This is a genomic window from Lacinutrix sp. MEBiC02404 (assembly GCF_053601575.1).
On the sequence record NZ_JBSHNV010000128.1, the window covers coordinates 63,411 to 78,749 of the forward strand.

12 protein-coding genes are annotated in these 15,339 nt (G+C 32.5%); 5 read left to right on the plus strand and 7 right to left on the minus strand.

Going from position 1 to position 15,339, the window contains the following annotated elements; genetic code table 11:
* Positions 1-36: 36 nt before the first annotated feature.
* Entirely contained in the window at positions 37-813 is a 777-nt protein-coding gene (locus ACVCXO_RS03270; RefSeq protein ID WP_452228163.1) for an exonuclease domain-containing protein, read from the minus strand.
* Positions 814-877: 64 nt separating this feature from the next.
* Here ACVCXO_RS03270 and ACVCXO_RS03275 point away from each other — a divergent pair, with 64 nt between their 5' ends.
* Both ACVCXO_RS03275 and ACVCXO_RS03280 read left to right on the plus strand, forming a co-directional pair.
* Entirely contained in the window at positions 878-1,501 is a 624-nt protein-coding gene (locus tag ACVCXO_RS03275) for a glutaredoxin family protein (protein ID WP_452228164.1), read from the plus strand.
* 10 nt (positions 1,502-1,511) lie between these two features.
* Entirely contained in the window at positions 1,512-2,147 is a 636-nt protein-coding gene (locus ACVCXO_RS03280) for a glutaredoxin family protein (RefSeq protein ID WP_452228165.1), read from the plus strand.
* 116 nt (positions 2,148-2,263) lie between these two features.
* Here the strand turns inward: ACVCXO_RS03280 and ACVCXO_RS03285 are convergent, their stop codons facing one another.
* The 3 genes from ACVCXO_RS03285 to recR form a co-directional block, all read right to left on the minus strand.
* The gene (locus ACVCXO_RS03285) at positions 2,264-3,595 is read right to left on the minus strand and encodes a dihydrolipoamide acetyltransferase family protein (protein WP_452228166.1); all 1,332 of its coding nucleotides are present in this window, start codon (positions 3,593-3,595) and stop codon (positions 2,264-2,266) included.
* 102 nt (positions 3,596-3,697) lie between these two features.
* Positions 3,698-4,795 (minus strand): glycosyltransferase family 2 protein, encoded by a 1,098-nt coding sequence (locus tag ACVCXO_RS03290; protein ID WP_452228167.1) that lies wholly within the window; start codon positions 4,793-4,795, stop codon positions 3,698-3,700.
* Positions 4,796-4,804: 9 nt separating this feature from the next.
* Positions 4,805-5,422 (minus strand): recombination mediator RecR, encoded by a 618-nt coding sequence (gene recR, locus ACVCXO_RS03295; protein ID WP_452228168.1) that lies wholly within the window; start codon positions 5,420-5,422, stop codon positions 4,805-4,807.
* A gap of 82 nt (positions 5,423-5,504) precedes the next feature.
* Here recR and ACVCXO_RS03300 point away from each other — a divergent pair, with 82 nt between their 5' ends.
* Positions 5,505-6,941 (plus strand): sodium:solute symporter, encoded by a 1,437-nt coding sequence (locus ACVCXO_RS03300; RefSeq protein ID WP_452228169.1) that lies wholly within the window; start codon positions 5,505-5,507, stop codon positions 6,939-6,941.
* 92 nt (positions 6,942-7,033) lie between these two features.
* Here the strand turns inward: ACVCXO_RS03300 and ACVCXO_RS03305 are convergent, their stop codons facing one another.
* On the minus strand, positions 7,034-7,396 hold the full coding sequence (locus ACVCXO_RS03305; RefSeq protein WP_452228170.1) for a CoA-binding protein: 363 nt from the start codon (positions 7,394-7,396) through the stop codon (positions 7,034-7,036).
* Positions 7,397-7,516: 120 nt separating this feature from the next.
* Between ACVCXO_RS03305 and ACVCXO_RS03310 the strand changes: the two genes are divergently transcribed.
* Positions 7,517-9,889 (plus strand): TonB-dependent receptor domain-containing protein, encoded by a 2,373-nt coding sequence (locus ACVCXO_RS03310; RefSeq protein ID WP_452228171.1) that lies wholly within the window; start codon positions 7,517-7,519, stop codon positions 9,887-9,889.
* Between the two features lie 380 nt (positions 9,890-10,269).
* On the opposite strand, the gene ACVCXO_RS03315 is transcribed toward ACVCXO_RS03310, so the two are convergent.
* A complete protein-coding gene (locus ACVCXO_RS03315; RefSeq protein WP_452228172.1) occupies positions 10,270-11,280 on the minus strand; it encodes a 3-oxoacyl-ACP synthase III family protein in 1,011 nt (336 codons plus the stop codon).
* Between the two features lie 201 nt (positions 11,281-11,481).
* Complete coding sequence (locus ACVCXO_RS03320; RefSeq protein ID WP_452228173.1) at positions 11,482-13,047, minus strand: GMC oxidoreductase; 1,566 nt, start codon at positions 13,045-13,047, stop codon at positions 11,482-11,484.
* A gap of 252 nt (positions 13,048-13,299) precedes the next feature.
* Here ACVCXO_RS03320 and htpG point away from each other — a divergent pair, with 252 nt between their 5' ends.
* Positions 13,300-15,189, plus strand: a complete 1,890-nt coding sequence (htpG, locus tag ACVCXO_RS03325) for a molecular chaperone HtpG (protein WP_452228174.1) — start codon at positions 13,300-13,302, stop codon at positions 15,187-15,189.
* The last annotated feature ends 150 nt before the right edge of the window (positions 15,190-15,339 follow it).

Consider the following 15,339-nt stretch of genomic DNA (forward strand, 5'->3'; position numbering starts at 1 on the left):
GCTTCATATGAATTCCCAACTTCGCAGGAATAACAATTAGCCTAACTTATTATTTAGAGATCTTAACTTTATTGCTGTAAGCACTTTTTTTGTATACAACGGAAAGTCAGCATTTAGCAACCAACCAAAGTAACCAGGTTCATCCTTTAACACATCTACAACACGTTTATTTTTATGTTTCCCAAAAGAGAAACACTCTTCTCCTTTTTTATTAAAAGCAAGAAATCCAGCAAAATCTGCAAACTTTTTACGAGAGCTAAATTCGGCAAGAAACTTCGTGTCATTTTCTAGCTCATCATATTTTTCTATTTGTGCTTTTAAAACTTCAAAGGTTGCATTTGTATCTGCTTCTGCACTATGCGCATCTGTTAAATCTTTATCGCAATAAAACTTATATGCGGCAACTAGTGTACGTTGTTCCATTTTATGAAAAATGGTTTGCACATCTACAGAGGCTCTATTTTTCATATCAAAATCCATATCTGCACGAAGCATTTCTTCAGCTAAAAGGGGAATATCAAAACGATTCGAATTAAACCCTCCTAAATCGGAATCTTTAATTACATTATGGATCTCTTTTGCAAGCTCCTTGAAGGTTGGTTTATCTGCTACATCTTCATCAGAAATACCGTGAATTAACGTTACTTCTTCTGGAATATGCATTTCCGGATTGACTTTCCAAGTGTTACTTTCTTGCTTTCCGTCAGGAAAAACTTTTAAAATAGAAATCTCTACTATTCTGTCTTTTGAAATATTAATTCCTGTTGTTTCTAAGTCGAAAAAACAAATTGGTTTTATTAAATTTAAATTCATTAGTTTGGAATGGTTTATGCAAATATACTTTTTATTATATTTATTTTTTAATCCATAACTAATAATGAAAAAAACTACATTTTATTTTCTACTCTTTTTTGTTTCCGCATTCAGTTTTGCACAAAATAACCATGCACATATTTCTATTGAAAAAAAGGAAAAAGGGAAACGAGTAGATGTTTACGCCGTTAATTCAAGCAGTACAGATTATGAGGTTTTTATAAAAATCAATGCTGTTGGGTTTAGAAAATCCGCTGAAAACATGGTTACAAAAGCAGTTCCTGCTAAATCGGAAGTAAAAATGGCTTCGCTAATTAGAATCTCTGATGATTCTAACGTTACTTTCGGCATGATAGTTAATGAAATTGGACACGATACGGAAAAAGTAGCCAATGCAATTGATTTCACTTTTGACGAAAACAAAAAAAACAAACCAGTTATTATTTTTGTGAAAGACTATTGTAGTTTATGCGAAAGCACTATTAAATTATTTAGCGATAATAATATTATACATACCATTTATAATATAGATGAAGACAAAGAGTACTATCAGAAAATACAACAAGAGCTTTTAAACCGAAAAAATGATAAAACGTCACTTGTTCCTATAATAGAAGTGGAAGACTCTATTTACAATAGATTAGAAAGCAGAGACAAATTGATTAAAGCGTTAAAGAATCATTTTTAATTTACAAGTAATGAAACTTATATTTTTTAGTGTATTTACGCTACTCTTTACGATAGCTACCACTGCACAAAACGAACATGAATTTGTTAGTATACAAGAAAAAGTAACCGGAAAACGCGTGGAGCTTTTTGCCATAAACACAAATGATATTGCGTATGATATTTTTTTAAAAGTAGACGCTATTGGTTATCGACGAAGTAGTGCAAGACCAATTATAAAAAATATTCCTGCACATTCTAAAATTAGAATGATAACGCTTGTTAAACTTGTAAATACAGAACCTAGTTACAAATATACTTTGGTTGTAAATGAAGTTAGCTTTGATTTAGCGATGCAAAAAGATGATACCGGTTTAAATTTTAAAATAGATAAATCTTTAAAAGCTAAAACAGTGACGTTATTTACTAAAGACAATTGTTTATTATGTAACCAAACAAAGGACGTTCTGGCAAATAATAAAATAAATTATAAAGAGTTTAATATCGATCAAGATTCTACTTATTTAGTGCTCCTAATTAAAGAATTTAAAAACAACAAGGTAAATTATAAAACGCACGCACCAGTTTTAAAAATGGATGATTCGCTGTACACAAATATCAAAACACAAAAGCAATTAATTGAAACGCTGCAAGAACATTATAAATAGAATAAATTAAGTCTATAAAAAAAGCACCATTTTAAAATGGTGCTTTTCTATTAATATATTTTATAATTTAAATATGAGATTCTTCGTTATACTCGGAATGACATCTATCCTTTTTATTAGATCTCGCGATTTGAATCCCAAGCTTCTAAATAATCTTTAACCGCTTTTACAAACTGACCTCCAAGCGCTCCATTAACCACTCTATGGTCATACGAATGTGACATAATCATTTTGTAACGAATACCTATAAAATCTCCTTCTGGAGTTTCTATAACTGCAGGCATTTTACGTATTGCTCCTAAAGCTAAGATACCAACTTGTGGTTGGTTAATTATAGGAGTCCCCATAATACTTCCAAAAGTACCAACATTAGTTACTGTATATGTTCCACCTTGAATATCGTCTGGTTTTAATTTGTTTTCGCGAGCTTTATTAGCCAAGCTATTTACTTGCTTCGTCATACCAACCAAATTTAATTGATCTGCATTTTTAATTACAGGCACTATTAAATTACCATTTGGTAAAGCTGCTGCCATACCAAGATTGATGTTTTTCTTTTTAATAATAGTATCTCCTTGTAAAGATATATTTAGCATTGGAAAATCACGAAGTGCCTTTGCAACTGCTTCCATAAAAATTGGTGTAAAGGTTAAGTTTTCACCTTCACGCTTCATGAAACCGTCTTTTACTTTCTTTCTCCAATTCCAAATTTTAGTTACATCTGCTTCAATAAAACTTTGTACGTGCGCACTTTTTTGCACAGACTCTACCATGTGATGTGCAATTAATTTGCCCATTCTGGTCATTTCTATAATTTCATCTTCTCCACTAACTACTACCGGAGCAGCTTCTGCTTTTGGTTTTGCACCTTTACTAGCTGTAACTGCTACACCATTAGATTGTGCTGGAGTCACGCTTGTAGATTGTTGCGTACCTTTATTTTGTAAATATGTTAAAATATCATTTTTAGTAACACGTCCTTCTTTTCCAGAACCTGGAAGTGCATCTAATTCTGCCTGCGCAATTCCTTCTTTTTTCGCTATGTTTTTCACTAAAGGCGAATAAAAACGCTCTTCACTAGAAGTTACAGTAGCAGTTGTTCCTTGGGCTGCAACTACCGTTTGAGCAACCTCCTTAACAGCTGGCATTGAAGCTTCCTCCTTTACTTCTTCTACTTTGGTAGCAGAAGTCGCTGTAGAAGCGCTAGCTTCTGTTTCAATAATAGCAATGGTTTGTCCTACTTGCACAACATCATCTACATTAAATAGTATTTCGACTAGAACACCATCTACTTCACTTGGCACTTCACTATCTACTTTATCTGTAGCAATTTCTAGAATTGCTTCATCTTCTTCGATAGTTTCTCCAACTTGTTTTAACCATGAGGTAATTGTTGCTTCTGCAACACTCTCTCCCATTTTAGGTAATTTTAGTTCAAATCTTGCCATATCTATAATGTAAACCTTAGTTTTTATTTTTGTTTTGCAAAATTAATAAAAAAGGAATGATTTCTTTCCATATTCATTAAAAATTAACAAAGCTTATTTTTATTAAAAATGAAGGATTTCTCCTCGGTTTTGCGAGTCGTTACTTCCAATGATAAAATTAGCTCTTTTTGGAATAATTTTAAAAGTATGCGTATTATTTTTTTGCAGATCTACTATATGCGCTATAATTTCTTTATAACTCATGGTATTTGCATCAAAAATCACTTCCGCATTTTCCTTAACCTCTTTCGCATCCGTTATTTGATATGCATCCACTGGGAAGTTTTTCAGAAAAACAGGATCCTTCTTATAAGAAAAAACAGCATAATTATTTACCGACTTTACAGCAACTGCTGGAGCCTTTCGAAACCGTATTGCAAACTGAATACCTAACCATACTATTGCGTCAAAAAAAACATTGCTCTTAAAATGCTTTTCATAAAAAATCTGCATGGCACCATAAAAACGTTTTGCATATTCGGCGTCTTTTAGAGTGCTTTCTCCTTTATAATGTATAATTGTAGTTTCGCCAAAATAATAATTTTGATATCCTGCTTTTAATATTTTATACGACAAATCTACATCTTCACCATACATAAAATAATCCTGATCAAAACCTTTCACTTCATTGTAAACACTACGTTTCATAAACATAAATGCACCAACGAGAATATCTATTTCACCGACTTCATTCTCTTTTAAATGATTGGAATAATAGTGTTTAGAATTCCCGATCATTTTTTGACAAGCGACTTTTACAACAGGAACATTACGTTTACTTTCTGGAAGAAAATTTCCGCTTCCATCGATTAAGCGACATGCAATGGCGCCAAGTTTTTCCTGCTTATCCGCAAAATTTAAAAGTTTGGTGAACGTATCTTCAGCAACTACGGTATCTGGATTTAGGATACAGATATATTCGCCTTTAGCTTGCGCTACTCCAATATTATTTCCTGTTGAAAAACCGGAGTTCTCTTTATTCTCAATTAGTTTTACCTGCGGATGGTTTTGCTTTACCATAGCACAACTATCATCTGGAGAGTTATTATCTACCACAATAATTTCTGCATCTAGATTTACAATTGCAGCTTGTACACTTTGAAGACATAGGTCTAGAAAATAGCGTACATTATAATTTAATATGATTATAGACAGTTTCAAATGAAAAATTTATGATTTTAGAGAAGCTTCAAACGGAATTCTATTAATAATACTTCTTCCAAGTGTAATTTCATCTGCATATTCTAGCTCATCTCCTACAGAAATTCCGCGAGCAATAGTAGATGTTATTACTTCATAATCTTGAATTTGTTTAAAAATATAAAAGTTAGTGGTATCGCCTTCCATAGTAGAACTTAAAGCAAAAATAAGCTCTTTTACATGACCCAATTTTACTTTTTCTACTAAAGAGGTCACGTTTAAATCATGAGGTCCAACACCATCCATTGGTGAAATCTTTCCTCCCAACACGTGATACAAACCTCTAAAAGAACTTGTATTTTCTATTGCCATAACGTCTTTAACATCTTCTACCACACAAATTAACTCTTGATTTCTGTGCGGATTTGCGCATATTTCACACAAATCGACATCACTAATATTATGGCAAGACTTACAAAACTTAATCTGAGAGCGCATATTTTCTAATGCTCTAGACAGCTTTAAAGTTTGTTCTTCCGGTTGTCTTAACAAATGTAAAACCAAACGTAAGGCCGTACGTTTACCAATCCCGGGTAATTGTGACATTTCGTTTACTGCGCTTTCTAATAGTTTTGAAGAAAATTCCATTATGGCGAATTTAATATTTATTATCAACTTGTTTGAGTATCTTTTAAAGTAATTTGTATTTTGCTCACTTTAAATAAATTTTATGTCAGCTACACAAATTATTTTACTCATAGCAGCCTATTTTGGCGTGCTTATTTTAATATCCTATTTTACTGGAAAAAAGTCTGGGAATGATGCGTTTTTTAAAGGAAACAAACAATCTCCTTGGTACGTCGTTGCTTTTGGAATGATTGGCGCTTCGCTTTCTGGCGTAACCTTTATTTCGGTTCCTGGTTGGATTGAAGCTTCACAATTTAGCTATATGCAAGTTGTTTTGGGATACATTGTTGGTTATGTTGTAATTGGTACTGTTTTACTTCCTTTATATTATAAATTGAATTTAACTTCTATTTACACCTATTTGGAAGAACGCTTTGGTAATTATGCCTATAAAACGGGCGCTTCCTTTTTTATAATATCTAGAGTTATTGGTGCCAGTTTTAGATTGTTTCTAGTTGCTAATGTTTTACAAATTATTTTGTTCGATGCACTCGGAATAGAATTCTGGCAAACGGTAACTATTACGGTACTATTAATTTGGCTCTATACTTTTAAATCTGGAATAAAAACCATTGTTTGGACGGATACTTTACAAACCTTATTTATGCTAGTTGCTGTTGGTGTTGCTATTTATTTTGTTAGTGATGCACTGGATTTAAACGGAAGCAACGTCTTAAGTTTTGTATTAGATAGTGATTTAAGTAAAACTTTCTTTTTTGATGATTTTAAATCTGGAAACTACTTTTGGAAACAATTTATTTCTGGAGCATTTATAGCTATTGTAATGACTGGTTTAGACCAAGATATGATGCAAAAAAATCTAACTTGTAAAACATTAAAAGACGCACAGAAAAACATGTTTTGGTTTACTATTGTATTAACTATTGTAAACTTTATCTTTTTAAGTCTTGGTTTATTATTAACGGTTTATGCACAACAAAACGGTATTGATGCACATAAAGACGACTTATTTCCTATTCTAGCCAAAAACCATTTAGGTGTTGGTGTATTTGCTTTTTTCCTTTTAGGATTGATTGCTGCTGCTTATAGTAGTGCCGATTCTGCTTTAACTTCTTTAACCACTTCTTTTAGTATTGATATTTTAGATATCGAAAAGAAACACAGTCCGGAAAAACAAGTACACATAAGAAAACGTATTCATATATTGATTTCTATCGTTTTAATACTTGTAATTGTTTCTTTTAAATACATCATTAAAGATGCAAGTGTTATCGCAAAACTTTTTGTATTTGCGGGATATACTTATGGTCCGTTATTAGGTTTATATGCTTTTGGTTTATTTACAAAATGGCAAGTGAAAGATAAACTGGTGCCAATTATCGCCATCCTTTCTCCTATTCTATCCTATATAATAAGTGTGAATAGTTTAAAGTGGTTTGGATTTGAATTTGGTTTCTTTATCCTAATCTTAAACGGATTTTTAACCTTTCTAGGATTATTTCTTATTAAGAAAAAGTAATCCAAACGATACCTTTTCTATACCTTAAATTTCACAAAGCGGTCTAAAAAAAAACACTTTAAATACATGAATTTTTAGACCCTTAGCACTTTCTAATACTGTTTTGTAGAAAGTAAAACCAAAGTACAAGCTTCTTCAAAAGCAATATTATTTTCTTTTAAAATTGCATAAAATTCCGGATTCTCGGTTCCTGGATTAAAAATAACACGATTAGGTTTTAAAGAAATGATATAATCGTAATACGCTTTTTGCCGTGTTGGATTTAAATATAAAGTCACGGTATCTAATCCTTCATATGGCTTTAAAACAGTATCTATAATTACTCCAGATTCTTCGCCTGCTTTCATACCAAAAGCAACGGTTTCATGTCCATAATTCACCAATTTTTGCAAAGCCATATTCGAGTATCGATTCGGTTTTAATGAAGCGCCAAATACCAATGTTTTCTTATTCATATATTCTTATTTTCAAAATGTTAAATTTTGTTAACTACTGTATAAAACAGTAACAAGTTGTAAAAGTAGTCGTCTATACTAGTATTAACAAACATCAATCAATCAAAAATCAATTCACCAATGAAAAAGCTAATCACTATTTTCTTGTTATTGTTAGCACTTACAATTCAAGGACAAACCGCAACACCATCTTTACTAAAATCTGCAACCCTTACAGGAAAAGTAATAGACGCAACATTAAACGAACCCTTACCTTATGTAACCATTGTTATTAAGGATAGCACAGGAAAAATAATTACTGGAAGTATTACAGACGATAATGGCGATTTTAAAGTTTCCGATATTCCTTTAGGAAAAAACTTTGTAAGCATCCAGTTTATAGGTTATAAGACAATCACTAAAGAAACGAACACTACAGCGAACAACAATAAAGTAAACCTTGGTACTATTGCATTAGAAGAGCAAACCACAGGACTGGATGAAGTTACTATTATAGCCGAAGTATCCACCATTCAGCAAAAAGTAGATAGAAAAGTAATTACTATTGGTAAAGATTTAACGACTACCGGAACCACGGCAAGTGAGATTATGAATAATCTTCCTTCGGTTAGTGTAGATAGCCAAAACGGAAACATTAGCTTACGTGGTAATGAAAATGTAAGAGTGTTAGTAGATGGCAAACCTACTAATGTTCCTGCCGCACAATTATTAAAACAAATTCCTTCTTCTTCCGTAAAAAGTGTAGAGCTTATTACAAATCCTTCCGCAAAATACAATCCCGAAGGCATGAGCGGAATCATCAATATTATACTTCATAAAAACACTAAATTAGGTTTTAATGGAAGTATCGATTTAGGTTTACGAAAAGAAATTAATGCCAACTTTAATAGTGCTATTAATCTAAATTACCGAAACGGAAAATTTAATTTTTACGGCAACTATGGTAATAGCTATGGCAAAAACAATAACGACGGACAAATAGATCGATTTGACGATAACACAAGACAGTTATTTGCGATGCGTGATAAGGGAAAATCGCACCTGTATAAAGTTGGTGTAGATTACTATATAAATGACAGAAACACCTTTTCTATCTATACCAATCAAAATATTTATGATGGCACAACGCAAGGTATTACACAGGTACTTTATTTAGATAATAACGAAACTAATTTTGGTCAGAAATTCATTAATACTGGCGACAATAAAACCTCCACATACAACAGTTCGTTTAAACACGATTTTAAAAAAGAAGGACATAACCTCGTTTTAGAAGGAGATTACAGTACTTATAATGGTGATGAAATAGCGGACTTTAGCTTTTCTAATGCGCCAAAATATAAAGACTTGGTAGATGACAAAAGAACAAATACGCTTTTAAACATAGATTATACGAATCCATTATCGGAAAACACAAAACTAGAAATTGGCGCAGAATACCGTTTAAACAAATCAGAAAATGAATACAACACGAACAATACAAATTTATTTGATTCGAACTATGCATATGAAAGAACGATCTATTCCTTTTATGCCACTTTTGGAAAAACCTATGAAAAATGGTCGTACCAAGTTGGTGCTCGTGTAGAGCAGTACGATGTAGAAGCTAATTTTGTACAAGACACACAAGACAATGCAACGTTTACAGATGACCAATTAAGTGTTTATCCTTCGGCTTTTGTCACCTATAAACCTTCCGATGAGAACAGCTACCAAGTAAGTTTTAGTCGTCGTGTAGACAGACCAGGATTAGGCCAAATTAATCCGATTAGAGAATGGAGCACACCAAGATTAACCTCGGTTGGTAATCCAGAATTACAGCAACAGTTTACCAATTCGATCGAGTTTAATTATACTAGACAATTAGAAAAAGGAAGCATTACCGCAGGAACATTTTATAGAAATATAAAAGACGAAATTAACAGAGCGGTATATTTAGACCCAGAAGATGCCAATAGACTTTTATTAACCTATGATAATTTTGACAAAAATGCAGCTTATGGTTTTGAAGCTTCTAGCAACTACAGACCAGCAAAATGGTGGAATATTAACGCAAGCGCAGAATATTATTTCAAGAGTGTGAAAGGTGTTGTAGAATTGGAGAATGTGGATATAAATAATACCAATTTCAATATTAGAATGAACAACAACTTTAAACTTACTAAAAAATTAAGCTTTTCATTATTTGGAATGTATCGCGGCGAAGACGAAGGTTTACAGTTTAAAACAAAACCAATGGTACTGGTAAATACCGGTTTACGCTATACTTTCTTAGATAACAAAGCGACTTTAAGTTTTGGCTATAATGACATTTTCAATACGATGAAATTTGAATTTGATCAAGAACGTCCGTATCCTACGCATGGCGAATTTAATTGGGAAAGTAATGCTTGGCAAGTTGGCTTGAACTACCGATTTGGAGGCGGAAAATATAAAGCGTTAAGTAGAAAACAAAGAGATAATAACGAAAAATCTGGTGGCGGATTTATATAAAAAAATAAAAGAAATTTAATAACCTTCATAATAGTTGATGGTTAGTGTTAATGTTTGGTTATTAAATATAGAAAACCCAAGGTGTCATTGCTTTGGGTTTTTGTTTTTTATTATAATAACTGTTAAAATTCGTTAAAACCTGACTACCAACACAATAAAAGAAAAAACATTACGTTAAACTCAAACAACTACCAACTATTATATTATGTTTGAATTAGTCTTTTAATAAAATATATTAATTGAAGTTATTGTTATATTTAAATTAACAATAAGAAAAAATCCGAAATTGCTAAGTTTTCGGATTTTTTTTATGGCTTCCAATGAAACCTAAATTATTATTATTTTGGATTCTATAATAAGATTCTTGCTTTGCAAGAATTTTACCATTTAATAATCACACTTCCCCAAGTAAAACCACTACCAAAAGCAGCAAGTACTACCGTATCTCCTTCTTTTATTTTACCTTCTTCCCAAGCTTCCGTTAAAGCAATTGGTATAGATGCAGCGGTTGTGTTTCCGTATTTTTGAATATTATTAAAAACCTGATCGTCCCGTAAGCTAAATTTTTTCTGAATAAATTGTGCGATACGTAAATTAGCTTGATGCGGGATTAACATATCGATCGCGTCTTTACCCAATCCGTTTTTCTCTAAACCTTCCATAATCACTTCGCTAAAACGAACTACTGCATTTTTAAATACAAATTGTCCGTTCATATGTGGAAAATAACTTTCGTCATTAGGGTCATTATCCGCAAGAATATCATTCACCCAACGTGTTGCCATTCCTGGCGCTATTAGTGCTAATTCTTCGGCATGTTCTCCTTGACTATGTAAATGTGTAGATAAAATTCCTTTACTATTATCTTCTTCTCTAGTTAAAATTGCAGCTCCTGCGCCATCACCAAAGATCACCGAAACGCCTCTTCCTCTTGTTGTTTTATCTAAACCATGCGAATGTAATTCACTTCCTATTACAAGGATGTTTTTATACATTCCTGTTTTTATAAAATTATCTGCAACTGCAATAGCATATACAAATCCAGAGCATTGATTTCTTACATCTAAAGCGCCAACCGTTTTAATATCTAAAGCATGTTGCACTTGTACTCCTGGACCAGGAAAATACATATCTGGACTTAAGGTTGCAAATACAATAAAATCGATATCGTCTTTATCAATTCCTGCGCGTTCTATAGCAATTTTAGCAGCTTTCACTCCCATTGTTGCTGTAGTATCTCCAGAACCGTCTTTTACCCAACGTCTCTCTTTTATTCCTGTTCGTTCTTGAATCCAAGCATCGTTGGTATCCATCATTACAGACAAATCATCGTTTGTCACCACATTATCAGGAACGTAGTGACCAAGTCCTATTATTTTAGAATTATACATAAGTGCTATTAATTAAAATCTAAATCCAATGGTATTGTTAATATAACAATATTAGGAGCCGCAATTTAATCATTAAAAGTAGTATTCTTAAGATATTTAATTTTTAATATGAATTTAACAAAACATATGGAAAGAGCAGACCTACGACTACTAATTATAGACGTGTTATTTTAGAAGTTATGGATAACCTGAACTATTGCATTATGCTTTAGCTTCTATTTTACTCATTGCATGTTCTGAAATTGCTGTAATAGATAAAGATGGGTTTACACCCGGATTTGCAGAAATCATCGAACCATCACAAACCAACATATTTTTATATCCAAAAACGTTATTGTGTTTATCAATCACACCTTTAGATGCATCTTCTGCCATAACCGACCCTCCCAAAATATGTGCAGTGGTTGGTGTTCCTAATAAAGAGTCTGTAAAATTAGCGTACGGAATTCCGTTTACTTTTTCTGCAACCTTTTTCCCTAATCCCATAGCCTCTGGAATAAAAGCACTTGGTTTTGCTCCAGACTCTGTAACGGTTTTCATTTTGGTAAACTTGCCTAATTTAATTTGTAGTGTACTATCTAAGGTTTGCATAAACAAAAGAATGGTGGTTCGTTTTGCATAGTTTTTTGAAAAGATAGTTTTAAAAAAACGGGAAGGTTGCTTAAAAAATAATCCTATAATTCCGAGAAATCGAAAAAGTGCAAATTTATTATGAATGGTTGGTATGGTGAGAGCTTTAGTAAAACTAGAACCTTCACCATAACGAACGGGTTCTAAATGACTATTTTCATCGGTATGTAAAATAGAACCAATAGCAATTCCTTTAGAAAAATCTTTTGGGTTTTTATCTGTAGAAGTCACCAACAACAAAGATTCATTATTGGTTCGAATATTTTTCCCTAGAGCATCCGACAAGTTTGGTAAAGATGCTACTTTCAGTTTTAATAATAAAGGAACAGTCCCCATAACACCTCCTGAAAAAATCACGCCTTTGGCTGTAACACTAGCTTTATTTTTTTTGCCCATACTCGACTTATAATCTATTTTATAACCATCAGAACCATCTTCATTTCCTAAAACAGAAACATTATAAACTTCTTTTTCGGCTATAATTTTAGTTCCTAATTGTTGCGCTAAATGCAAGTAATTTTTATCCAAAGTATTTTTAGCATCATATCTACAACCGGTCATGCAAGCACCACAAAACACACAACCAGTTCTATCTGGACCTTTACCATTAAAGTACGGATCTGCAACTTTTTTTCCGGCTTCTCCAAAATACACTGCTACTTTTGTAGCTTCAAAATGCGCTTCTTTACCAATATCTTTGGCAAGGTCTTTAATTAACAAATCGGATTCGTATAATTTCGGGTTGGTAGCCGCTCCTAACATTTTATATGCAGTATCATAAAACGGTTTTAAATCGTTTTCCCAATTGCTTAAATTGGCCCAACTTCCTGTATTAAAAAAATCTGTTTTAGGTATAGGCAATGTATTGGCATATACTAAAGAACCGCCTCCAACTCCAACACCTGAAAGTACTGTAACGTGATTTAAAAAAGTCATTTTAAAAATACCATGCAGACTTGCTCGAGGCTCCCAAAGCCATTTTTTTAAATGCCAATTTGTTTTTGGGAAGTCTTTGCCTACAAACCATTTTCCTTTTTCTATAACCAGTACTTTATAGCCTTTTTCAGAAAGTCGCAAAGCAGATACAGATCCTCCAAAACCACTTCCAATAATGACGTAATCGTATTCTAATTCCACAATGAGATTCGTTTTTTTTTATAAAACTAAAGCTATTATTCCTTATTTCAGACTTTTTTAAATGGAATTTCAAGATGTCAGTTTGTCACTTTTATAGTATTGGCATTTTTGTTGACTATATCATTTCAAGCAAATTAATAATAATATTTCGTCAAATCTATTTGCGGTTTTTACCGAAGTACCGAGAACTTCTCGATACACTTTTCGCTAAATTCAAAGCACTCGAAGTGACGGAAAACAAAAAACATAACAATGGCAAAAGGAAATATTAATGTTTCGGTTGAAAACATTTTCCCATTAATAAAGAAATTTTTATATAGTGATCACGAAATATTTTTACGTGAGCTTATAAGTAATGGTACAGATGCAACTTTAAAACTGAAGCATTTAACAAGTATTGGAGAATCTAAATCAGAATATGGAAACCCGATAATTGAAGTAAAGATTGACAAGGAAGGAAAAAAACTTCATATTATCGATCAAGGATTAGGAATGACTGCAGAAGAGGTTGAAAAATACATTAACCAAATTGCTTTTTCTGGAGCAGAAGAGTTTTTAGACAATTATAAAGACGCCGCAAAAGATTCTGGAATTATTGGACACTTCGGATTAGGTTTTTACTCTGCCTTTATGGTAGCAGAAAAAGTAGAACTTATCACTAAATCGCATAAAGAAGGAACAACTGCTGCACATTGGACTTGTGATGGTTCTCCTGAATTTACTTTAACGGAATCGGATAAACAAGATAGAGGAACAGAAATCATATTGCATATTGCAGAAGACTCTACAGAATTTTTAGAAGAAGCTAGAATTAGTACTTTACTTTATAAGTATAATAAATTTATGCCTATTCCAATTAAATTTGGAACCAAAGAAATTGAAGTTGCTTTACCGGAAGACGCTCCAGAAGATGCAAAACCAGAAAAAGCAACTGTAGATAACATTATCAATAATCCAAATCCAGCTTGGACAAAACAACCAGCAGATTTAGATGATGCAGCGTACACGGAATTTTATCGCGAATTATATCCTTCGCAATTTGAAGATCCATTATTTCATATTCACTTAAATGTGGACTATCCTTTTAATCTTACCGGAATTTTATATTTCCCAAAGATGACGAACGATTTAAACGTTCAAAAAGACAAAATCCAACTATATCAAAATCAAGTGTATGTAACCGATAATGTGGAAGGAATTGTTCCAGAATTTTTAACCATGTTACGTGGTGTAATTGATTCTCCAGATATTCCGTTAAACGTTTCTCGTAGTTATTTACAAGCAGATGGAGCAGTAAAAAAGATTTCGTCTTACATTACTAGAAAAGTTGCAGACAAATTAAAATCTTTATTTAATGCGAATCGTAAAGATTTTGAAGCGAAATGGGATGATATTAAAATTGTTATTGAATACGGAATGCTTTCGGAAGATAAATTCTTTGAAAAAGCAGATGCATTTGCATTATATCCTACGGTAGATGGAAAATTCTATACGTATGATGAATTATTCAACAAAACAAAAGCGAACCAAACCGATAAGGACGGTAAATTAATTATTCTTTACGCTTCAAACAAAGACGAGCAACACAGTTATATTGAAGCTGCAAAAGCGAAAGGTTACGAAGTATTAATGTTAGATTCTCCTATCGTTTCTCATTTAATTCAGAAATTAGAAAGCTCGAAAGAAAACATTTCTTTTGCTCGTGTAGATGGGGATCATATTGATAATTTAATCAAGAAAGACGAAACTACCATTTCTAAATTAAGTGAAGACGAAAAGAAAACTTTAGACGAATTATTGAAAGAAGTAATTCCTTCTGATAAATTCATGGTACAATTAGAAGCTATGGACAGTGCGGCTTCACCATTTATGATTACACAACCAGAATTTATGCGCAGAATGAAAGAAATGCAGCAAACTGGTGGTGGCGGAATGCAAATGTTTGGTAACATGCCAGAAATGCATAACCTGATTGTAAATGTAAATTCGGATTTGGTAAGTGAAATTTTAAGCACCAAAACCAAAAAGAAACAAGAACGTTTAATTACGCAAAGTTTAGATTTAGCCAGACTTTCTCAAGGTTTACTAAAAGGAGAAGAATTGACTAACTTTATTAAACGTAGTTACGAGATGATTAAGTAATTCCCATCCCTAATCCTTCCCAAAGGAAAGGGACATTAAATGTGATTGCGAGTCGTTTTTTAACAACGAAGCAATCTCTTTAAATTACCTAAAATAAAAAACCACCTTGCTAACATCATGTTTACAAGGTGGTTTTTACATTAAAAAGTA

What these genes read in the sequence shown, in the direction of transcription:
- ACVCXO_RS03270 (WP_452228163.1), bottom strand. Translation starts at nt 813, where the DNA reads ATGAATTTAAATTTAATAAAACCAATTTGTTTTTTCGACTTAGAAACA.
- ACVCXO_RS03275 (WP_452228164.1), top strand. Translation starts at nt 878, where the DNA reads ATGAAAAAAACTACATTTTATTTTCTACTCTTTTTTGTTTCCGCATTC.
- ACVCXO_RS03280 (WP_452228165.1), top strand. Translation starts at nt 1,512, where the DNA reads ATGAAACTTATATTTTTTAGTGTATTTACGCTACTCTTTACGATAGCT.
- ACVCXO_RS03285 (WP_452228166.1), bottom strand. Translation starts at nt 3,595, where the DNA reads ATGGCAAGATTTGAACTAAAATTACCTAAAATGGGAGAGAGTGTTGCA.
- recR (WP_452228168.1), bottom strand. Translation starts at nt 5,422, where the DNA reads ATGGAATTTTCTTCAAAACTATTAGAAAGCGCAGTAAACGAAATGTCA.
- ACVCXO_RS03300 (WP_452228169.1), top strand. Translation starts at nt 5,505, where the DNA reads ATGTCAGCTACACAAATTATTTTACTCATAGCAGCCTATTTTGGCGTG.
- ACVCXO_RS03305 (WP_452228170.1), bottom strand. Translation starts at nt 7,396, where the DNA reads ATGAATAAGAAAACATTGGTATTTGGCGCTTCATTAAAACCGAATCGA.
- ACVCXO_RS03310 (WP_452228171.1), top strand. Translation starts at nt 7,517, where the DNA reads ATGAAAAAGCTAATCACTATTTTCTTGTTATTGTTAGCACTTACAATT.
- ACVCXO_RS03315 (WP_452228172.1), bottom strand. Translation starts at nt 11,280, where the DNA reads ATGTATAATTCTAAAATAATAGGACTTGGTCACTACGTTCCTGATAAT.
- htpG (WP_452228174.1), top strand. Translation starts at nt 13,300, where the DNA reads ATGGCAAAAGGAAATATTAATGTTTCGGTTGAAAACATTTTCCCATTA.